This is a genomic window from Butyricicoccus sp. OF27-2pH9A, assembly GCF_027693185.1.
Classification (GTDB): domain Bacteria; phylum Bacillota; class Clostridia; order Oscillospirales; family Butyricicoccaceae; genus Agathobaculum; species Agathobaculum butyriciproducens.
This window is the reverse complement of record NZ_JAQEXK010000001.1, coordinates 281,440-302,697: the sequence shown is the minus strand read 5'-3', so window position 1 is coordinate 302,697 and position 21,258 is coordinate 281,440. Positions and strand designations below refer to the sequence as shown.

Annotated in this window: 19 protein-coding genes; all 19 read left to right on the top strand. The window is 56.4% G+C overall.

Annotated features, from left to right (window positions below):
- Window positions 1-108: 108 nt before the first annotated feature.
- The 19 genes from PG722_RS01440 (at window position 109) to PG722_RS01350 (ending at window position 21,066) form a co-directional block, all read left to right on the top strand.
- Window positions 109-372 (top strand): HPr family phosphocarrier protein, encoded by a 264-nt coding sequence (locus PG722_RS01440; protein WP_107632189.1) that lies wholly within the window; start codon window positions 109-111, stop codon window positions 370-372.
- An 89-nt stretch (window positions 373-461) separates the two neighbouring features.
- Entirely contained in the window at window positions 462-2,282 is a 1,821-nt protein-coding gene (gene uvrC / locus PG722_RS01435) for an excinuclease ABC subunit UvrC (RefSeq protein WP_110436327.1), read from the top strand.
- 196 nt (window positions 2,283-2,478) lie between these two features.
- Window positions 2,479-3,030: a 16S rRNA (guanine(966)-N(2))-methyltransferase RsmD gene (gene rsmD / locus PG722_RS01430; protein ID WP_442867812.1), complete on the top strand. Its 552-nt coding sequence runs from the start codon at window positions 2,479-2,481 to the stop codon at window positions 3,028-3,030.
- 5 nt (window positions 3,031-3,035) lie between these two features.
- Window positions 3,036-3,521: a pantetheine-phosphate adenylyltransferase gene (gene coaD, locus PG722_RS01425; protein ID WP_118760304.1), complete on the top strand. Its 486-nt coding sequence runs from the start codon at window positions 3,036-3,038 to the stop codon at window positions 3,519-3,521.
- Between the two features lies 1 nt (window position 3,522).
- Window positions 3,523-3,978, top strand: a complete 456-nt coding sequence (locus PG722_RS01420; RefSeq protein WP_110436330.1) for a hypothetical protein — start codon at window positions 3,523-3,525, stop codon at window positions 3,976-3,978.
- A gap of 844 nt (window positions 3,979-4,822) precedes the next feature.
- Window positions 4,823-5,242 carry a division/cell wall cluster transcriptional repressor MraZ gene (gene mraZ / locus PG722_RS01415; RefSeq protein ID WP_227600590.1) on the top strand — a complete coding sequence of 140 codons (420 nt, stop codon included), beginning with the start codon at window positions 4,823-4,825 and terminating at the stop codon, window positions 5,240-5,242.
- Between the two features lie 17 nt (window positions 5,243-5,259).
- Window positions 5,260-6,195, top strand: a complete 936-nt coding sequence (rsmH, locus tag PG722_RS01410; RefSeq protein WP_110436331.1) for a 16S rRNA (cytosine(1402)-N(4))-methyltransferase RsmH — start codon at window positions 5,260-5,262, stop codon at window positions 6,193-6,195.
- A 37-nt stretch (window positions 6,196-6,232) separates the two neighbouring features.
- A complete protein-coding gene (locus PG722_RS01405; protein WP_118360326.1) occupies window positions 6,233-6,730 on the top strand; it encodes a cell division protein FtsL in 498 nt (165 codons plus the stop codon).
- An 89-nt stretch (window positions 6,731-6,819) separates the two neighbouring features.
- Window positions 6,820-9,219, top strand: a complete 2,400-nt coding sequence (locus PG722_RS01400; protein ID WP_270579433.1) for a penicillin-binding transpeptidase domain-containing protein — start codon at window positions 6,820-6,822, stop codon at window positions 9,217-9,219.
- Between the two features lie 9 nt (window positions 9,220-9,228).
- Complete coding sequence (locus PG722_RS01395; protein ID WP_270579432.1) at window positions 9,229-10,665, top strand: UDP-N-acetylmuramoyl-L-alanyl-D-glutamate--2,6-diaminopimelate ligase; 1,437 nt, start codon at window positions 9,229-9,231, stop codon at window positions 10,663-10,665.
- 83 nt (window positions 10,666-10,748) lie between these two features.
- Complete coding sequence (locus PG722_RS01390; protein ID WP_270579431.1) at window positions 10,749-12,131, top strand: UDP-N-acetylmuramoyl-tripeptide--D-alanyl-D-alanine ligase; 1,383 nt, start codon at window positions 10,749-10,751, stop codon at window positions 12,129-12,131.
- Complete coding sequence (gene mraY, locus PG722_RS01385; RefSeq protein WP_270579430.1) at window positions 12,128-13,111, top strand: phospho-N-acetylmuramoyl-pentapeptide-transferase; 984 nt, start codon at window positions 12,128-12,130, stop codon at window positions 13,109-13,111. Before PG722_RS01390 ends, mraY begins: the two co-directional genes overlap by 4 nt.
- Window positions 13,112-13,133: 22 nt before the next feature.
- The gene (locus tag PG722_RS01380; RefSeq protein ID WP_270579429.1) at window positions 13,134-14,402 is read left to right on the top strand and encodes an FtsW/RodA/SpoVE family cell cycle protein; all 1,269 of its coding nucleotides are present in this window, start codon (window positions 13,134-13,136) and stop codon (window positions 14,400-14,402) included.
- Between the two features lie 249 nt (window positions 14,403-14,651).
- Window positions 14,652-15,791: an undecaprenyldiphospho-muramoylpentapeptide beta-N-acetylglucosaminyltransferase gene (gene murG / locus PG722_RS01375; RefSeq protein ID WP_270579428.1), complete on the top strand. Its 1,140-nt coding sequence runs from the start codon at window positions 14,652-14,654 to the stop codon at window positions 15,789-15,791.
- 18 nt (window positions 15,792-15,809) lie between these two features.
- Window positions 15,810-16,883 carry a cell division protein FtsQ/DivIB gene (locus tag PG722_RS01370; RefSeq protein ID WP_270579427.1) on the top strand — a complete coding sequence of 358 codons (1,074 nt, stop codon included), beginning with the start codon at window positions 15,810-15,812 and terminating at the stop codon, window positions 16,881-16,883.
- A gap of 257 nt (window positions 16,884-17,140) precedes the next feature.
- Window positions 17,141-18,295: a cell division protein FtsZ gene (gene ftsZ, locus PG722_RS01365; RefSeq protein ID WP_118360333.1), complete on the top strand. Its 1,155-nt coding sequence runs from the start codon at window positions 17,141-17,143 to the stop codon at window positions 18,293-18,295.
- Window positions 18,296-18,645: 350 nt separating this feature from the next.
- Window positions 18,646-19,587 (top strand): magnesium transporter CorA family protein, encoded by a 942-nt coding sequence (locus PG722_RS01360; protein ID WP_110436341.1) that lies wholly within the window; start codon window positions 18,646-18,648, stop codon window positions 19,585-19,587.
- Window positions 19,588-19,676: 89 nt separating this feature from the next.
- Window positions 19,677-20,165 (top strand): DUF4830 domain-containing protein, encoded by a 489-nt coding sequence (locus tag PG722_RS01355; protein ID WP_270579426.1) that lies wholly within the window; start codon window positions 19,677-19,679, stop codon window positions 20,163-20,165.
- 181 nt (window positions 20,166-20,346) lie between these two features.
- Entirely contained in the window at window positions 20,347-21,066 is a 720-nt protein-coding gene (locus tag PG722_RS01350; RefSeq protein WP_270579425.1) for a pseudouridine synthase, read from the top strand.
- Window positions 21,067-21,258 lie beyond the last annotated feature (192 nt).

Sequence of the window (21,258 nt, the reverse complement as noted above, 5' to 3'; positions counted from 1 at the left end):
AAATTCATTTAAAAAGCAAAGGGCACATCTGGAAATAGTCCTTGACGAAAATGCAAAAAAGCGATAGACTATATACAACGGATTTGAAGAAATAGGAGCGATGCAGATATGTATTCAAAAGAGGTACAGGTTACCAATCAGGTAGGCTTATATGCCCGCCCGGCAACTTTTTTCATTCAGAAGGCAAATGAGTTCAAGTCTACCATCCTGGTAGAGAAGGAAGAGCGCCGCGTAAACGCAAAGAGCCTGCTCGGCATTCTGTCCCTGGGTATCACCAAGGGCACTACCATCAACCTGATCGCTGATGGCCCGGATGAGGAAGAGGCTGTTTCCGCACTGGTTGAGCTTATCACATCCAATTTTACTGACTAAGTTATCGCGTCCTGAGGGAAAAGCGCCGGTTGTTTTGATCGGCGCTTTTATTTTTGCAAATGACGATTGAGGGAAGGAGGGCAGTTCGCATGACAAGAGAACAGCTGAAGGAGCGCGTGCGCAAGCTGCCCATGCAGCCTGGCGTTTACATGCACAAGGATAAGACCGGCAAGGTGATTTACGTCGGCAAGGCCAAGCTGCTGAAGAACCGCGTGTCCAACTACTTCCAGCCGCCCGAACGGCTGAACGCCAAGACGCGCCAGCTGGTCAGCCATATCGACGACTTCGATATCATCGTCACGGACAGCGAGTTTGAAGCGCTCGTGCTCGAGAACTCGATGATAAAGAAGTACAAGCCCAAGTATAACATTCTGCTCAAGGACGACAAAGGCTATCCCTATGTGCGGCTGGACACCACGCTGCCCTACCCGGATTTCAAAATTGTCTCCAAGCCTGCACATGACGGAGCGCGGTACTTCGGTCCGTACATGGGCCGCGGTGCGGCAAGACGAGCGATTGATACGATCGGTGAAGCACTGCACCTCAAAAGCTGTGCGCGTTCCTTTCCGCGGGACATCGGCAAGGACCGTCCGTGCCTGAATCTGCACCTCGGCCGCTGCTGCGCGCCGTGCACCGGCAAGGTCAGTCCGGAGGAGTATCACGCGCTGATCGAACAGGCGATCTCGCTGTTCGAGGGCGACGCAAAAAAGCTCGAGCGTGAACTCACCGAGAAGATGAACGAAGCCGCCGAGGAACTGCAGTTTGAGCGTGCCGCCGTCCTGCGTGACCGCCTGCGTGCCATCCAGAAGCTGGGCACCAAGCAGCATGTGGTTGCCGGTGCGTTCGCAGAGCTGGACGTTATCGCCTTTGTGCAGGGACAGACCCGCGCGTGCGTCTGCGTGCTGCATTACAGCGTCGGCACGCTGCAGGATAAGGAATACACGTTCTTCCACGTCACCGAGAGCGACCCTGCCGAGGTGCTTTCCTCGTTCATCAAGCAGTATTACGCGCAGCGCAATGCAGTGGCGAAAACCGTTTTGCTCTCGCATGAAATCGAGGAGCAGGACGCCGTGGGCGAGTACCTTTCATCCATCGCAGAGCGCAAGGTTGAGCTGGCCGTGCCGCAGCGCGGCGAACGCCGGGTGCTGACCCGCCTCGCGGAGAAAAACGCCTTTGAGGAGATCGAACGCAGAGAGAAGCAGTCTGAGAGACGGCATAAATCGCTTGAACTGCTGCAGAATGTCACCGGAATGGCGGCATTGCCGCTTCGGCTGGAAGCCTACGACATTTCCAACTTCGCCGGACAGGATACGGTCGGCTCGATGATCGTGTTTGTCGAGGGTCAGCCGAAAAAGAGCGATTACCGCAAGTTTAAGATTGCGTGTGCCGCCAACGGACAGGACGACTACGCCTCCATGCGCGAAATGCTCACGCGCCGCGTGCAGCGCTATGTGGACGGCGACGAGAAGTTTGCGCCGCTGCCGAACGCGTTCATGATCGACGGCGGTCTGGGTCATGTGCACGTCTGCAAGGAGGTGCTCGACTCGTTCGGGCTGTCGGTTCCGTGCTTCGGCATGGTCAAGGACGACCGCCACCGTACCCGTGCCCTCGTTGCGCCGGACGGCCGTGAGTTCGGCATCTCGGCGACTCCGGCGCTGTTTGCGCTCATCGGCCGCATGCAGGAGGAGGTCCACCGGTTCGCCATCGAGTATAACCGCAAGCTGGGCGGCAAAAAGGTGCGCGGCTCCACACTGGATAAAATCCCCGGCGTGGGCGATAAGCGCAGAACCGACCTGCTCAAGCACTTCGGCAGCATTGAGAATATCAAGCAGGCGTCCGAGCAGGAGCTGGCGAGAATTCTGCCGAGGAATGCCGCGCAGAGCGTATACGAATTTTTTCATAATGAGTAATTAGTAATTATTAGCGTTACGGTTTGACTTGGTGGTGAGCGAGCACTGCTCACCCCTGCCGGGCAGTATTGAGCCTATGGCTTTATCGCAGGGGCACACAGTGTGCGCCCGGCAGAGATAAAATCATATGGTAATTACTAATTACTAACTACTAATTCTTAATTTTCAAACAGTTAGATTTCAGCAGGAGGCTACCATGAGAGTTGTATCCGGAACTGCGCGGGGCTGTAGATTGCAGCCCGTGCCCGGCATGAACACCCGCCCGACCACCGATCGGGTAAAAGAAAACGTATTCAATCTGATACAGGATCATGTGCGCGGTGCCGAGGTGCTCGACCTGTTTGCGGGCACCGGTCAGCTTGGCATTGAGGCGCTTTCGCGCGGCGCTGCTCACTGCGATTTTGTCGAGCACAACAAGGCAGCTTACGGCATCGTGAGCAAAAACGTCGAAAGTGCGCGTGTGAAGGATAAGGCGGCGCTCCACCGCACGGAGGCAGCGGAATTTGTTTCCAAAGCAGGCAGGGAACGGTACGACGTGATCTTTCTGGATCCTCCGTACGGCGGCGTGATCTTAGAAAATGCGCTGAAACAGATAGAAACGTTTGACATTCTCTCTGTAAATGGTATAATAATATGCGAAAGTGCAGTAGAGGACAGATTCTCCCACGGCTTCGCAGTCGTGCGGGAACGCCGCTACGGCGCTACCATGATTACCATTCTGCAGCGGCAGAGTGGCGAAACGGAATGAAATAAATGAAAATTGCGATTTATCCGGGCAGCTTTGACCCTGTTACACTGGGACATCTGGATATCATCCGCCGTGCGTCGGTCATGTTTGACCGGCTGATCGTTGCGGTAATGCACAACCAGAACAAAAAACCCGCTTTTTCCGCCGAGGAACGTGTGGGATTCTTAAAGCGGACAACGGCTGACCTGCCGAACGTCGAGGTGGAATCCTTCGGCGGCCTGCTGGCAGACTACGCCAAGCAGAAAAACGCATGCGTCATCGTAAAGGGTCTGCGTGCGGTTTCGGATTTTGAATACGAATTCCAAATGGCACTTGCCAACCGCAAGCTCAATCCTGAGCTGGATACCGTGTTTTTGATGACAAGTGCGGAATATATGTACCTCTCTTCCTCGATCGTGAAGGATATTGCGGTACACGGCGGCGGTGTCGCCGATTTTGTTCCCGAGGGGATTATGCAGGACATTGTGCGCCGAATTAGAAAGGGAGAGTAAAATGGCAACTTTAGAGGAACTCATTAACCGCATGTATGATATGGTGCAGGACGCAAAGGGCATTCCGCTGGCAGGCGAGAAGTGCATCGTAGAGCGTGACCACATGCTGGATATGCTGGACGAGCTGCGTGAGGCTCTGCCGAACGATCTGCAGCAGGCACAGGAAATTGTTGCAAAGCGCAGTGAGATGCTGGCATCCGGCAAGCGCGAGGCTGAGGCGATCCGCCGTCAGGCTGAGGAGGATGCACGTCAGATGGTCTCCGAGACCGAGATCGTCGTAGCGGCACGCCGCAAGGCCAAGGAAGTACAGGGCAACGCCGAGATTCAGGCTCGTGAGCTGCGCCGCGTGGCAAATGAGTACTGCGAGGATACCCTCAAGCGTACCGAGGAGGCAGTGGCTCTCGGTCTGGAGGAGGTCCGCAAGGCACGCCAGCGCTTCAAGAGCATCGCAAAGTAAAACCGAAATGCAGGCAGTCACCTTCGGGTGGCTGCTTTTTCGTGTTCTTTGCGGTACCGGCACAACGGGAATTCTGCGCAGCCCTTCTCGGCACCGGCTGACCGGGCATACGAACTGTGTGAGTGGGTTCGCCCTAACGGGCGGGAGTTTTTCGCCGGATAGGCGAACGGTTCTTGCCTGCGCGGCGGGCGCACAAGAGGGTAGACACCAAGGTTTCCACCCTCTTGTGAATCACCCCTTTCCTAAGAGAGTCTGGCGCAAACCAGAGAGCGGCGACCGCTGCGAAATAGAGGAACGGCAGTTGGGTTACCGTTGCGTGCCTTTCGTGAAAAATTTGCAGTTCACAGACAGCGTACTGCTACACATATCGGCAACTCTACGTTGGGTGCGGCATGACAGTGCCGCACAATTCGCTTACGCGTTGTTGCGGACGGCACCTGCGAATTCTATTTGACAACGACCGTCACTTTGTCTGCACCACGCCATCACCCACTCCTCACCACCGGCACCGAAAAAGAGAACCTCACACCCACTTTGTGCCACCAACCTGAAAAATGTCCGGCTGAGATTGCACAAAAATACACACTCTGTGGATAAGCTTTGGGATAACTCTCCACTTCGCAGTAAAATGCAGGAAAACACCGCATACGAACACAATCGAACAACTGTTCGTAAAAATTGCGAAAACTATAAAATTTGCAAGAAAAACGCCCGAATTTTTCGTGCAATAATGCAAAAAATATCTTGCAATCTATTCTCCGTACCGCTATAATAAAATCAAGGTGGAGAGTTGTGGGGTAAAGTGTCACAAATTCCACCAAAGCGGAAGGGCAGGTGTGAATGAGTGAAGGGCGAATACAAGCATTCCATAGACGCTAAGGGTCGTCTGGCAATGCCGGCCAAGCTGCGCGAGGAGCTCGGCGAGCACTTCACGGTCACCAAGGGCCTCGATGGCTGTCTGTCCGTCTATCCGGAAGCGGAATGGAAGCGTCTGGAGGACAAGATCCGCACGCTCGGCAACGGCGAAAAGGCAAGACGCGTCAAGCGCTACTACTTCGCCAATGCGTTCGATGCACAGCTCGACGCACAGGGCCGCATCCTCATTCCCGCAAATCTGCGTACCTTTGCGGAGCTGCAGAAGGATGTTACCGTGATCGGTCAGCTCGACCACGCGGAAATCTGGAACAGCGACAAGTGGCGCGCTTACAATGACGAGATCGACGCGGAAGTTGTTGCCGCGGACGTAGAAGATATTGATTTTTAACAAAAGGGCAGGGAACTATGGAATTTCATCATGTATCCATTTTGCTTGAGCCTTGCCTTGAGGCTCTGCAGATTAAGCCGGACGGCGTTTATGTGGACGCCACGACCGGCGGCGCCGGTCACTCGCTCCGCATTGCGGAGCGTTTGCATGATACCGGTCGTTTGATTTGCATTGACAGAGATGACGAAGCACTCGAAAACGCGAAGGACCGCCTCAAGGATGTGTGGCAGCGTGTCACACCGGTCAAGAGCGACTTCCGCGATATCGACAAGGTGCTCGAAGGGCAGGGACTTGCAGGTGCGGACGGCATTCTGTTCGACCTCGGCGTTTCCTCTCCGCAGCTGGACCATGCCGAGCGCGGTTTTTCCTATATGCAGGATGCGCCGCTCGATATGCGCATGGATCGGCAGCAGAAGCTGACCGCGTATGATGTGGTAAACGGCTGGAGCCGCGAGGAGATCCGCCGCATTCTGTTTGAGTACGGCGAGGAGCGCTACGCACCGCTGATCGCAGCGGCGATCGAGCGCGAACGCGCAGACAAGCCGATTGAGACCACGTTGGAGCTTGTCCGTGTGATCAAGGGCGCCATGCCCGCGAAAGCGCTGCGGGAAAAGCAGCATCCGGCGAAGCGCAGCTTTCAGGCGATCCGCATTGCGGTAAACGATGAGCTGGGCGCGGTGCGGGAAGCAATGGAAAAAGCCATCGACTGTCTCAATCCGGGTGGCAGACTGGCGGTCATCACATTCCACAGCCTGGAGGACCGCATCGTCAAGGCGGCTTTTCAGCAGGCGGCACAGGGCTGCACCTGTCCGAAGGACTTTCCGGTATGCATCTGCGGCAAAAAGCCGAAGGTTCGGCTGACGCCGCGCAAGCCGATCCTGCCGGATGAAAGGGAAATTGAGGAGAATCCGCGCGCCCGAAGCGCGAAGCTCCGGGTTTGTGAAAAAATCTAAACCGAAAAAGCAAATTCAAAAGAAAGGAAAGCGCAAGATGGCTTCTGGCAGGAACAACGCGGCAAGAAAATATGAAGATCAGGTTCCTGCGCAGCGTGAGGTACAGCCGAAACGCCATCTGCAGGTAGCGGCAGCGCCGGTCAAGAAAAAGAAGCACCGCCGCAAGCCTGCTGTGATGCAGGGCGTGTATCCGTGCATTTTTCTGGTGGCGATCACGGCGGCGTTTATCCTGTTCTGCCAGATGCAGCTGACCCAGCTTACCGCGGAAGCGAGTGAGCAGAGCGACCTGCTCAGCGAGCTGCAGTCGGAGAATGTTTCTCTGACGACCAAGCAGATGAACAGCATGAACATGGATGAGGTAGAGCAGTACGCCACGGACACGCTCGGAATGGTCAAGATGGACAATTCGCAGATCGAATATGTGGAGCTGACCAATCCGGATCTTGTCACCGTTGCAGACGACAGCATGACGCTGCACGGTCTGTGGAGCGCACTGGCAGCGCGCTTTTCCGCACTTGTGGAATATATCCGATAAGCAGTTGAATACAATGCGTACAGGGGAGTGAGAGGTGGATAACTTCTGACTCCTTACGCTTTTTCAGGAACAATATGGAGGCTGACTAAATGGCAGTTAAGGGACCCAACCATCAAATGCGCACGCGTATCCGCGGACTGACCGTGCTGTTTGCACTGATCGGTTTCGGGCTGGTAGGCGTGCGGCTGCTGTATATGCAGGTATTCAATCACGATTTCTATGTGCAGCAGGCGACAGCGCTGCAGACGCGCGACACGTTCATCACGCCCAACCGCGGCAAGATCTACGACGCGAACATGCAGGTTCTGGCTGAATCCGCCGCCGTAGAGCGCATTACGGTCGATCCGAAGGCCGTTGTGGACGAGAGCAAGGTCAAGAAGGGCATCACGGCGGAAAGTCAGCAGCAGACGCTTGCGACCATCCTGTCCGAAACGCTGGATGTGGATTACGATACCGTGATGGAGAAGCTCCGGAAGACGAACTCGCAGTACGAAATTATCGCGCAGAAGGTCGATAAGGACGTATCCAAGGAACTGGATGAGAAGCTCGAAGCGGCAGACTGCACCGGCGTCTACTCTGAGCCGGATACCAAGCGGTACTATCAGCACGGCGCCTTCCTGTCTGCGGTTCTGGGATACGTCGGCAGCGACAACAACGGCGCGTACGGCCTGGAATCCGAGTATAACGACGAGCTTTCTGGCACGGCGGGCCGTCTGGTGCGCGTGCAGAACCAGCAGAACAAGGACATTATGCCGGAAACCCAGCAGTATATTCCGGCGACCGACGGCAACTCTCTTGTGCTGACCATCGACAGCGATATCCAGAACTATCTGGAAAAGCACCTCGAGACCGCACTTGCCGACAATCCGGAGGCGCGAGACGGCGTTTCCGGCATCGTCATGGACGTCAAGACCGGTGAGGTGCTCGCCATGGCGAACCTGCCGGACTTTGATCCGAACGATGCCTACAAGCTGACGAGCGACAAGTATATCAACGAACTCAAGGAAAATGTTGCGAAAATCCTCAAGGAAGAGAACGTAAAGGTCGAAATTCCGGATGCCTGGTATGAGAAGGGCGGTCTGGACAATCTGCCGGAGGCGATTCATGACAATTCTGATCTGGTGGATGAGCTGGGCAGCGCCCGCGTCAATATCCTGATGAAAACGTGGCGCAATCCGGTTATCGCGGATAACTACGAGCCGGGCTCCACCTTCAAGCTGATGACGGTCTCCACCGCGTATGATCTGGGTGCGACCCATGCCGAGGACACCTACTACTGCGGCGGCTCCCTGCAGGTGGAGAACTGGGAGATCAAGTGTGCAAACACAAGCGGCCACGGCATGCAGACGCTGACCGAAGCCTTGATGAATTCCTGCAACGTAGCGATGATGCAGATTGCCCAGAGCGTCGGCATGGATCGGTTTTATAACTTTTACAAGGCGTTCGGCCTGACCGAGCCGACCGGCATCGACCTGCCGGGTGAGGGCAAGGGTCAGTTCCATAAACTGGATGTTGCCAGTGACTGGAACGAAGTCGCACTGGCAACCGCATCGTTCGGTCAGCGCTTCACGGTAACGCCGATTCAGATGCTGAACATGGTCTGCGCGATCGTGGACGATGGCAAGCTGAAAAAGCCGTACGTCGTCAAGGAAGTGCTGAGCGGAGACGGCTCGGTCAAGTCTACGAACGAGACCGAGGTGGTCCGACAGGTCATTTCCGAGGATACCTCCGCTTACATGCGCGAGGCGATGGAGCAGGTTGTCGCAAACGGCACCGGCAAGAACGCGTATGTGCCCGGCTACCGCGTCGGCGGCAAGACTGCGACCTCCGAGATTCTGCCTGAATACGACAGTGACGGCAAGGTGCTCGATACCGAGGACCGCTACACGGCCTCCTTCATCGGCGTAGCGCCGATGGACGACCCGCAGATCGCGGTTCTGGTCGCCATCAACGACCTGCCGGAATCCGCAACGCATGGCGGCGGCGCGATCGCCGCGCCGGTCGTCGGCCGCATCATGGAGGATGTGCTGCCGTATATCGGCATTACGCCGGTCTATGACGACAGCGAGAGCGACCGCCGCGAGCTGACCGTGCCGAGTGTATCCGGCAAGACGCGCGACGATGCGATTTCCACGCTGTCCGACGCAGGCTTTGACTGCATCATCAAGGGCGACGGCGATACCGTCACCGATCAGGTGCCGAGTGCAGGCATGCGCATTGCGGCCAGCGGCAAGGTTATCGTCTACATGGGCGAGGAAAAGCCGACTGAGGCCGTTGAAGTGCCCGATCTGTCCGGCATGTTGCCGGATGAGTGCCGCGATACGCTGGAGGAGTACGGTCTGTACCTCAAGCAGAAGGGTGTTTCGTCCGCGCAGATCACAGGCGATACTACCGCGACCAAGCAGAGTCCGGAGGCCGGTACCAAGGTAAGCCTCGGTGCGGTTGTCACGGTAGAATTTTCCGATACAACGACGGTCAACGACCGATAGGAGGAAATTATGAAATTACAGGAACTTTTGAAGGATGTAGAAGTGAAAAACAGCACTGCCGCACAGGATATCGAGATCAAGGAAGTGCGTTACGACTCCCGCGCGGTACAGCCGGGCGACCTGTTTGTAGCCATCCGCGGCTACGCGACCGACGGCCACAAGTACATCGCCAAGGCGATGGAGCAGGGCGCGGCAGCCGTTGTCTGCGAGGAGGCGCCGGAGGGCGTCCCCGCAGTCGTTGTGGAGAATTCCCGTATCGCGCTGGCTGAGATTGCGGCAAACCGCTTCGGTCATCCGGCAGAGAGCATGGTCATGCTCGGTGTGACCGGCACCAACGGCAAGACCACCACGACCTACCTCGTCAAGCACATGCTTGAGGACACAGGCCACAAGGTGGGTCTGATCGGCACCAACCAGAACCTCATCGGTGATGAAGTGATCGAGACCGAGCGCACCACGCCGGAATCCTACGAGCTGCACGCGCTGTTTGCCCGCATGAGAGACGCAGGCTGCACGCATGTGATCATGGAGGTTTCCTCGCACTCCCTGGTGCTTGACCGCGTGCACGGCATTCCGTTTGCGGTAGGCGCGTTCACCAATCTGACGCAGGATCACCTCGATTTCCACAAGACCATGGAGGAGTACCGCAAGGCAAAGGCGCTGCTGTTTTCCATCAGCAAGAAGGGCGTTATCAATCTGGATGATGCTGCGGCGGAGAAGATGCTCGCGGACGCAAAGTGCCCGTGCATGACGTTCTCCTGCGGCAAGCCGGAGGCCGATCTCGAAGCGACCGACCTGCAGCTGCACGCGGACGGCGTGGAGTTCACCGCACAGTATCAGGGCGAAAAGGCAGACGTCAAGCTGCCGATTCCGGGTCATTTCTCGGTCGAGAATGCACTGACCGCGCTCGGTATCGTGCTGCAGCTCGGCATGCCGCTTGCGGATACGGCGAAGTCCATGGCAACTGCAACCGGCGTCAAGGGCCGTGTTGAGGTCGTGCCGACCGATACGGATTACACCGTGCTCATCGACTACGCACACTCGCCGGACGGCGTGGAGAACGTGCTCAAGGCCGTTCGCGGCTTTGCAAAGGGCCGTGTCGTTGCTCTGTTCGGCTGCGGCGGCGACCGCGACCGCACCAAGCGCCCGAAGATGGGTAAAATTGCAGCGGATCTCGCGGATTTCTGCGTTGTAACGAGCGATAATCCGCGCACCGAGGAGCCGAAGGCCATCATCGATGATATTCTCGAGGGCATGAAGGATTCGGATACGCCGATGCAGGTCATTGTCGATCGTCCGGAGGCGATCCACTGGGCACTTGCACACGCACAGAAGGACGATATCATCGTGCTGATGGGCAAGGGACATGAGACCTATCAGGAAGTAAACCATGTGAAGCACCACATGGATGAACGCGAGATCGTAGCGGATTTTTTCAATAAGTAAGAGCGGCAGACGGGCGCACACTGTGCGCCCATACGCCTGAATGGACAAAGAAGTAAAATGGGAAGAAAACTGGGGGAAACGGCATGGAACGATTTACATTAGCGCAGGCGGCGGAATGGACAAAGGGCGAAGCGAGAGGCGAGGCGGCTCTGACGGCGGTCACGACCGATTCGCGGCAGATTCCGCCGGAGGCGCTGTTCCTGCCGATCAAGGGCGAGCGGTTTGACGCGCACGATTTCATCGGCAAGGCGATCGAGAACGGCGCGGCCGCCGTGATGAGCCACCGCGAGAATGAGGAGTATCCGGTGCCGGCGCTGTACGTTGAGAACACCTCGCAGGCGCTGCTTGACCTCGCGGGCGGCTACCGCATGATGTGCGGCGGCAAGGTCGTCGGCGTGACCGGCTCGGTCGGCAAGACCACCACCAAGGAGCTGCTGTATGCCGTTCTCTCGCAGGGCTTCCGCGCACAGAAGACAGAAGGCAACCTGAACAATGAGATCGGTCTGCCGCTGACGCTCATGCGTATGACCAGGGATACTGAAGTGCTGGTAGCCGAGATGGGCATGAACCATTTCGGTGAGCTTTCCCGCATGACGGCGGCTGCCAGACCGAATCTGGCGGTTATCACCAATATCGGCACCTCGCATATCGAGTTCCTCGGCTCGCGTGAGGGCATCTGCAAGGCCAAGCTGGAGATTCTCGAGGGTCTGCAGGAGGGCGGCACGGCTGTTCTCTGCGGCGATGAGCCGCTTCTGTGGGACAAACGCGAGAGCCTCGGCTGCAGGGTGGTAACTTATGGCATCGAAAATTCCGCCTGCGACCTTACTGCGGACTTGCACAGCGACGGTACATTTGATATAGTAAATAACGGTCTTGCCGCGGCGCACCTGCCGGTCGGAGAGAAATTCACCGCGAAGCTGAGTATTCCGGGCAAGCATAACGTGCTCAATGCACTGGCGGCGGCAGCCGTCGGTCTGCTGCTCGGTGAAACACCCGAGCTGATCGCGCAGGGACTTGTCAGCTATCAGGCGAGCGGCATGCGCCAGAACATCTATGAGCAGGATGGCTACCAAATCTACGCGGACTGCTACAACGCAAGTCCGGATGCGATGGAGGCTACGCTGTCCGTGCTTGGCGGCATGGCCGGGGACGGCCGCCGGTTTGCGGTTCTCGGCTCGATGCTCGAGCTTGGCGATTACGCCGAGGAAGGTCATCGCCGTGCCGGTCGTGCGGCGGCGCAGTACGCGGACGCCCTGTACGCCTACGGTCCGGATGCAGCGGCCATGGTAGCCGGTGCCAGGGAGAAGGGCATGGAGCATGCGTATGCGTTCGACGACCAGACCGCGCTTGTCGCGGCACTGCGCGAGGACGCGAAAAAAGGAGACGCGCTGCTGTTCAAGGGCAGCCGCGGCATGCGCATGGAACGCGCACTTGCAATGTTTTTAGGGGAGGAAGTTGAAGCATGAAACAGGCTGTGCTTGTTTTCGCGATCGCACTGGTGATTACGCTGGCTATCGGTCCGGCGGTCATCAATTATCTGCGAAAAATGAAATTCGGTCAGAAGATTCTCGAAATCGGACCGAAATGGCACATGAACAAACAGAATATCCCGACAATGGGCGGCTTTATGTTCATTATCGGTATTGCGGCGGCAGTCATTATCGGCAATATCGTGATGGGTGAGATTTCGGTCTCGTCGCTTGCGGTGCTCGGCCTTGCCGTGGCCTACGGTGCGGTCGGTCTGGTCGATGACTACGCTAAGATCAAGAAAAAGGAAAATGCGGGTCTGACCCCGAAGCAGAAGCTGGTGCTCCAGATTCTGGTTGCCGGCGTGTTTGTGCTCGTGCTGTTCCTGGGGTCGAGCGGTCTGCCGCAGCTGTGGATTCCGTTCACGGGCATTTCGTTCAGCTGGCCGTGGCCGCTGTACATCGTGTTCGCGGCCTTCGTTATCGTCGGCGCGGACAACGCCGTCAATCTGACCGACGGCATCGACGGTCTGGCGGCAAGCGTTACACTTCCGGTTGCCATCTTCTTCGTGTTCGTCGGCTTCCGTCGCGGAGACATGGGCGTTGTGATCTTCTCGGCGGCACTCGCGGGTGCGCTGCTGGGCTTCCTGCGCTATAACTTCAATCCGGCCAAGGTGTTCATGGGCGATACCGGCTCGCTGTTCCTCGGCGGTGCGGTTGCCGGTCTGGCATTTGCGTGTGAAATGCCGCTCATCCTGCTGCTGGTCGGCCTGATCTACATCATCGAAACGCTGTCTGTTATCCTGCAGGTCACCTACTTCAAGGCGACCCACGGCAAGCGTCTGTTCAAGATGGCGCCGATCCACCACCACTTTGAAATGTGCGGCTGGTGCGAGAAGAAAATCGTGCTGGTATTCACCGGCATCACGGTTGTGCTGTGCCTGCTGGCCTACCATGTGGCACTCGCACCGCTGTTTTAATTCGTAATTCGGAGGTAACCCTATGGCTTCGACAACTGGAAAGACGAATCCGCAGTACCGGCCGGCATCGCGCCGTCCCATGCCGCGGAATGCGCCGAGCGGCAAACCGGCGCGTCCTTCGCGGGAGCCGGTGCCGAAGGAGCGTTACCATACCGGCACCGCAAAGCCGAAGCGCAGACGCATGCGCAGCATGAAGGCGCATATCTGGGATACCGGTGTGTTCTTCTCGGTGCTGCTGCTGCTGATCACCGGTCTGATCGCGCTGTTCTCGGCAAGCTATACCAACGCGATGTTCTACAAGGGCAGCGCGACATACTTTATCATGCGTCAGGGCATTTTCGCCGCGATCGGTCTTGCGGCGATGATCGTTCTTTCCAAGATTCCGTACCGCATGTACGCGGGCATTCACAACATCATCATGTGGATATCGGTCGCGCTGCTGGTTCTGGTTGTGATACCGGGCATCGGTACAACGGTTAATAATGCACAACGCTGGCTGTTCGGCTTTCAGCCGTCTGAGATCGCAAAGCTGACCGTCATCATCTGCTTTTCCTACTGGGTAGCGCATGACCCGAAGAGCGTGCGCAGCGTCAAGACCATGGTGCAGCCGTACGGTCTGCTGCTGGCGCTGTACATCGGTCTGCTGTACCTGGAGCCACATACCTCGGCGATGATCATCATCTGCGGCATCGGCATTATCATCCTGCTGGCAGGCGGCATGCGCCTGTGGTACTTTGCGCCGATTCTGGGACTGGGTGCAGGCGTAGTTGCGGCATTCTATGTTGCGTTTAAGCATGTACGAGACCGTTTTGAAGTCTGGCTCAATCCGTTTTCGGATATGGCGAACAAAGGTCTGCAAGGCTCGATGAGCCAGATTGCCATCGGCTCGGGCGGCCTGCTCGGTCGCGGACTCGGCAACGGCCTGCAGAAGCAGCTGTACCTGCCGGAGCCGCATAATGACTTCATCTTCGCCACCTGGTGCGAGGAGATGGGTCTGATCGGCGCTCTGCTGGTCATTCTGCTGTTCGCGTACCTTATTTACCGCGGATTCCGTGTGGCGCGCTATGCACCGGATAAATTCGGCAGTCTTCTGGCGACCGGCATCACCGCCAAGCTGGCGATCCAGACGCTGATGAACCTGTTCGTTGTCACCGGCATCATGCCGGTAACCGGCGCGGCTCTGCCGTTTTTCAGCTATGGCGGCACCGCGTTGCTGCTGCAGCTCGGCGAGATGGGCATCCTGCTCAATATATCGCGGTATATGCGGATTGACGGAAGAAATCAGGATTAAGTTATGGCAATACCGCATAATTTTCGCAAAGCGCCGCGGCAGCGCGACCGGAGCCTGTGCAAGAAGCCGCTGCTTTAATTGTGCGGTGTTGCCTTATGCAAATCGAGGCTGTTTGCAGCATACAAACAGCCTCGATGACTGTGATATTGCTGTCAGGCAGTACCACATGATCCGGTAAACAGGCTTTGCCGGACCATGTGATCCTACCTTGCATTTGAAAAGTAACAAACAGGAGAGGGGAACTCAGTTTTGAAACTGTACATCACGGGAGGCGGCACGGGCGGTCACGTTACACCGGGTCTTGCCATTGCACGCTATTTTGAAAAAAAGCAGCCGCAGACGACGGTGCGTTTTGCCGGTTCGGCACGCGGCATTGAAAATAAGCTGGTCCCGCGTGAGGGATACCCGCTGGACACCATCGAGATCATCGGCATGTCGCGCTCGATGAGCCCGAAGGGCATTCTGCACAATCTGAAGGCGGCAAAGCTGGCTGTCTCGGCAGTCAGCAAGGCGAAAAAGCTGCTGAAGCAGGCCAAGCCGGACTGTGTGATCGGCTGCGGCGGCTATGCGTCGTTCGCGGTGGTGCGCGCGGCACAGCAGCTCGGCATTCCGACTGTGCTGCTCGAGGTCAATGCGCTGCCCGGCAAGGTAACGCAGATGCTCGCAAAGGACGCGGACCGCGTGCTCGTCTGCTTTGAACAGGCAAAGGAGCTGCTCGGCGGCGGAGATAAGATCATTCTGACCGGTGCGCCGGTGCGCGGTGAGATTCTGGCGGCGGACCGCGCAAAGGCACGCGAGAAGTTCGGTCTGACCGATGATGACCAACTGGTCGTCTCCTTCTGGGGCTCGATGGGTGCAAAGTACATGAACGAGCACATGGCCGGTGAGCTGGCGCTCGAATGTAAAAACGGCGTGCCCTATCACCATGTTCACGCAACCGGTGCGGCGGCCTGTGAGTGGCTGCCCAGAATGGCGAAGGAGCAAGGCGCCGACTTTGATGAACACCCAAACATCGAAGTGACCGAGTACATCTACGACATGGCCGACCGCATGGCGGCGGCTGACCTGATCGTGTGCCGCGCAGGTGCGGCCACTCTCGGTGAGCTGTGCATGCTCGGCCGTCCGGCACTGCTGGTGCCGTCTCCGTATGTGGCGGAGAACCATCAGGAGAAGAACGCGCGCGCGCTCGAACAGGAGGGCGGCTGCCGTGTTCTGCTCGAGAAGGATGCCAACCCGCAGGTGCTGTACGACGAGATTCAGAATCTGCTGAGCGACCGCGACCGTCTGCACCGGATGGGGCACGACGCGACAAAGCTGGCGGCGCACGATGCAAGCGAGAAGATCTATCAGGAGATCCTCTGGGCAATCGAAAACCATGGCAAGAAGTAACAAAGAAGGGATGCTGTGATGAGACGCAGAAGGCGAAAAAAGCACACACCCGACCGGATGGAGCAGCAGCGCCGCGGCAGGAAAATCTTTCGTGTGCTGGGACGCGTGCTGCTGACCGGTATTGTGCTGGCGGCTGCCGTGGTGGCGATGACCGTGTTCTTCAAGGTTAAGACCATTTCGGTGGAAGGCGCCAAGCAGTACGGCTCGGAGGAGCTGATCGCCGGTATGGATGTTCAAAAGGGCGATAATCTCTATCTGTGGAACAAAAATCGCGTATTGTCCGACCTGATGCACAGCTTCCCGTATCTGGAAAGCGCACAGCTGCGCCGCAGGCTGCCGGACGGACTGGTGCTGACTGTCACCGAATGCACAGCGGCGGCTGCCGTGAGGAATGAGGATAACACGTTCACTTATATCAGTGCGGGCGGCAAGGTGCTCGAGAACAACGCCGCAGACGGCGGTCTGCCGATCGTGCTCGGCGTTACGCTGAATGCACAGATGGGGGATTTCCTTGCTACCGGCACGGATGCACACGTTGACGCCATGCTGAACGTGCTGGAGAACATGGATGCTGCCGGTCTGCTCGAAAAGATGAGCTTCCTCAATCTGAACGACCTGACCGATGTACGCATCGGCTATGACAAGCGATTCGACATTCGTGCAGGCGCACTGGACGATCTGACGTACCGTATTCGGTTTGCACAGACCGTTATCAGCGATCGCCTTTCGGCATCGGATATCGGGCGGCTGTACTGGGATGCGCAGAACCGTCTGCACTTTGTGCCGGAGACGGCGGAGGATGTAGCACGCTCCGGTACCGATCAGGCAGGAGACAATCCGGTGACCTCGCCGGCGTACACCAATCCGGACGGCGAAGTCGGCACGACCGACAATACGAACGGCGATGACTCGACCGATTCGAGCAGCGACAGCTCGGACAGTTCGGATAACTCGGATTATTCCGATGATTCGGATTACTCGGACGATTCGTCCTATGACGATTCCTACGATGACGGCAGCTACGACGATTCCTACGACGAATCGTATTACGATGACAGCTATTATGACGACAGCTACGATGGCGAAGGCTGAGTTTTTCCTGCCTATACTGGCGAAAATAACCGAAAACACAAGGGAAAACGCGAAAAAATACAGCCTTTTTCCGTATCGCCCGCCGGTTTGCGGGAAAGACACGGAAAAGATTAAGTTTTTTTTGAGGAATTCGCTAATTCCTGTTGCAAAATAGAATAAATCGAGGTAAAATTAAAACAATAGGGGCGAAGTGCCCTCAAACGCGGTAATTGATAATCAAAGAACGATTCTTTATCATAAAACGGAGGACAACGACAATGGGTTTTGAGTTTGAACAGGGCTTGGATAACGTAGTAAACATTAAGGTCATCGGTGTCGGCGGCGGCGGCGGCAACGCTGTAAACCGCATGGTCGAGAACGGTGTACAGGGTGTTGAGTTCGTTTCCATCAACACGGATATGCAGGCTCTGAATTATTCGCAGGCCAGCACGAAGATCCAGATCGGCGAGAAGCTGACCAAGGGTCAGGGCGCAGGCGCAAATCCGGAGATCGGCCGCAAGGCTGCTGAGGAGAGCAAGGATCAGATCGCAGCAGCTCTCGCTAACACCAATATGGTATTTATCACTGCCGGCATGGGCGGCGGCACCGGCACCGGCGCAGCTCCGGTTGTTGCACAGATCGCTCGTGAACTGGGCATCCTGACGGTCGGCGTTGTTACCCGTCCGTTCGCATTCGAGGGCAAGAAGCGTCTTGAGCAGGCGCTGAGCGGCATCGAAGAGCTGAACAAGAATGTAGACTCCCTCGTTATCATCCCAAACGAGCGTCTGAAGTATGTATCCGAGCAGAAGATCACCTTCAAGAACGCATTCGAGATTGCTGACGGCGTTCTGCGTCAGGCAGTTAAGAACATTTCCGAGCTGATCACCGTTCCGGGCTTCATCAACCTGGACTTCGCGGACGTTACCTCCGTCATGAAGGACGCAGGCTTCGCTCACATCGGCACCGGCTCCGCTGCAGGCAAGGACAAGGCTGCAGAGGCTGCACGCGAGGCAATTTCCAGCCCGCTGCTCGAGACCTCGATCGACATGGCACACGGCGTTATCGTTTCCGTTATCGGCTCTGATGATATCGGTCTCGACGAGGTTGAGACTGCAGCTACCATGGTTCAGCAGGCGGCTCATCCGGATGCACACATCATCTTCGGTGCATTCATCGACGAGAACATGGACGACGAGATCCGCGTTGTTGTAATTGCAACCGGTTTCGACAATGTTCCGAACTCCGCAAAGATGAGCATGGACGGCAATAAGGACAAGGCTTCCGGCTCCACCGGCCTGTTCACCGAGGCTGCTACCGCAGCGGCTGACAAGAAGCCGGCTCGTGCAACCGCTTCCAAGCCGTCGTCCGATGTTGGCTCTGACGATGCTGCATTTGATGTGCTGATGCGCATCTTCGATAAGGACAACCGATAATCTAACTGATAGCTATTCAAAACAGCCCGTAACAGGGCTGTTTTGTCAGGTATGGGAAGGTTAATTTTAAGGCAACACCGCACAATTAAAGCAGCGGCGCTTTGCGGAAATTTTGTATTCTGATTTTGTTGCGATTTCTTGCAATACGGCAAGTATTGCTGCGAAACCGCGCCTCATCAGTACGCAAAATTTATTCGCAAATCGCTCTTGTTCAATTATGCGGTATTGCCTTAAATGAAATCCATATTAAAGGAGAGTGATCACCGTGAGTACGGACCCTGGAAGTAGACAGATGAATATTACTCGCGGTGGCATTTTCGAGGAGTGCCGCTGCTGAAAGGCGGTATAATATGGTTGAATTTTTCAAAACGGTGGACGGCCGCATCACAGAAGTGAGCGAGTTCACCGAGGGCTGCTGGGTCAACATGGTGCATCCCAGCTCGGACGAGCTGGAGCAGATCGCGCAGGCGGCTCAGGTTGAGGAAGAGTTTGTTCGCGCGGCGCTCGACCCGGAGGAAAGCTCGCGTGTCGATACCGAGGACGAGCAGCTTCTCATGATCGTCGATATCCCGATGGTGGAGAAAAGCTCGGTCGAGGACGGCGGACAGATGTTCACCACCATTCCTATGGGTATTGTCGTGGCGCAGAATGCGGTCATCACGGTTTGTCTGGAGGACAGCATCATCCTGCGCTCCATCGCGGAAGGTGCGGTAAAGGGCGTGCATACCTCGCTCAAGACGCGCTTTGTGTTCCAGATTCTGCTCCGCATTGCAGGTCGATTCCTGAAAAATCTGCGTATGATCGAGCGTGACTTTACCCGCATCGAGAAGCGTCTGTACGACTCCCTCAAAAACGAGGAGCTGATCCAGCTGCTCGGATTGAGTAAATCGCTGGTTTACTTCTCCTCGTCCCTCAAGGGCAACGAGGTTACGATGGAAAAGGTGCTGCGCGGCCGCGTGCTCAAGCTGTATGAGGACGACCGCGACATTCTGGAGGACGCGCTGATCGAGGTCCGTCAGGCCATCGAGATGGCGAATATCTATTCCAACATTATGGCGGGTACGATGGATGCTTATGCTTCCGTCGTTTCCAACAATCTGAATATCATCATGAAGGTTTTGACCATCCTGACCATCATCATGACGATTCCGAATATCGTGTTTGGCTTCTTCGGTATGAATATCGGCGAAGGACAGATACCGGGCGACTGGGTCTGGTGGATGCCGTTGGCCATTACGGTGGTCGGCTGCTTCTTTGCATGGTGGATGCTGAAGAAGAAAAATCTGGACTGATACAAGCTGCGCTTCCGAGAAATACTCGGAGGCGTTCTTTTTTGCCTTCTGTACACATAGGATAAAGTAAAAGCAGGAGGGACAATGCCATGATCGTTTTTGCGGCAAAGGTGTCGGTGAGGAAAATCGTAGTGGGCGTGCTGGCGGTCGGGCTGGTGCTGGTGGGCGCGGCAGCACTGCTGCCGAAAACGGCAGAGGCGGATACCGCGGTCAGCGCTGAAGGTGCAGCGCTCAGTGCAAAGCTGAAAACGAACGAGGACCGGGTGGCTCTGCTGACCGCCTGCGGCTGGTCGGTGGAGAACGAACCGGTCGGCACACAGGAGGTGCAGATACCCGACACCTTCGACGAGGTATATGAGCAGTACAACGCTATCCAGCAGGCGCAGGGACTGGATCTTACGCCGTATCAGGGCAAACGCGCCACGCTGTATACCTACGCGCTGACCGCCTATCCTACCGGAGAGCAGGGTGTGACCGCCAACCTTTTGGTACGCAGAAACCGCCTGATCGCAGCGGATATCACATCCGCACAGACGGATGGATTTGTGCATGGCCTGCTGGATATTCCGCAGACCTGACAGCAGCTGGCAATGACTTCTGGAAATTGCATAACTGTGCAATTCAACGAAAAAGTTATCATAGGTTTATGGTATCTATTGGTAACTTTCGGGGGATTGCACTTTTTTTGCATTTAGCTATTGTGCAATTTGCGAAAAAGTGTTATCCTTATAAAAGAAATGTATTGGCGGAGGGGACAAAATGCCACAGATGCGATTGGACAAATTGCTGTCCCACCTGAACTGCGGCAGCCGCAAGGAAGTGCAGGCATTCATTCGTGCGGGACGCGTCTCGGTGGACGGCACCGTGCAGAAGGATCCGGCGTTTAAGGTCGATCCTGACCGGTCGCAGACGGCGGTGGATGGCACCGTGCAGCGCTACCGCGCACAGCGGTACTATATGCTCAACAAGCCGATGGGTGTTATCACGGCAAGCCGCGATGAGCGTCACGATACCGTGCTTGAGCTGTTTCCGGCCGAGCTGCGGCGCGGCCTGTTTGCGGTGGGAAGGCTGGACAAGGACACCGAGGGACTGCTGCTCATCACGGACGACGGCGCGCTCAGCCATGCGCTGATGAGTCCGAATCGCCATGTCGAAAAAGAGTACGAGGCGGTCGTGGACGGCGCGCTGGCAGCGGATGCAGTCTCACGCTTCGAGCAGGGCATGACCCTGCGGGACGGCACGGAATGCAAGCCGGCGAAGCTGGAAATCCTCGAGACCGAGCCGGAGCTGCGCGTGCGTGTGACGCTCAAAGAGGGCAAATACCATCAGGTCAAGCGCATGATCGCGGCAGTCGGCGGTACGGTAGCGGCGCTCAAACGCCTGCGGCTGGGTGGTCTCTGGCTGGATAAAATACTCGCGCCCGGCGAATTTCGGGAACTGACACAGGAGGAATTGGAAAAACTTACCTCGAAAACTTGAAAAACTTAAAAAATCTACAAATTTTTTTGAGTTTTTTGTACAAAAATGCGCGGACATGTGATATAATGACTTAAAATGTATAGGGAACTTTTGGCGTTCTTGTGAAGAATGTCATAGGCAGAATCACCATTAACGGTGAGAACACCATAAAGAGTAAGCGTTTCGGCGAACGGATGCGGAGTAAAGCGCCGG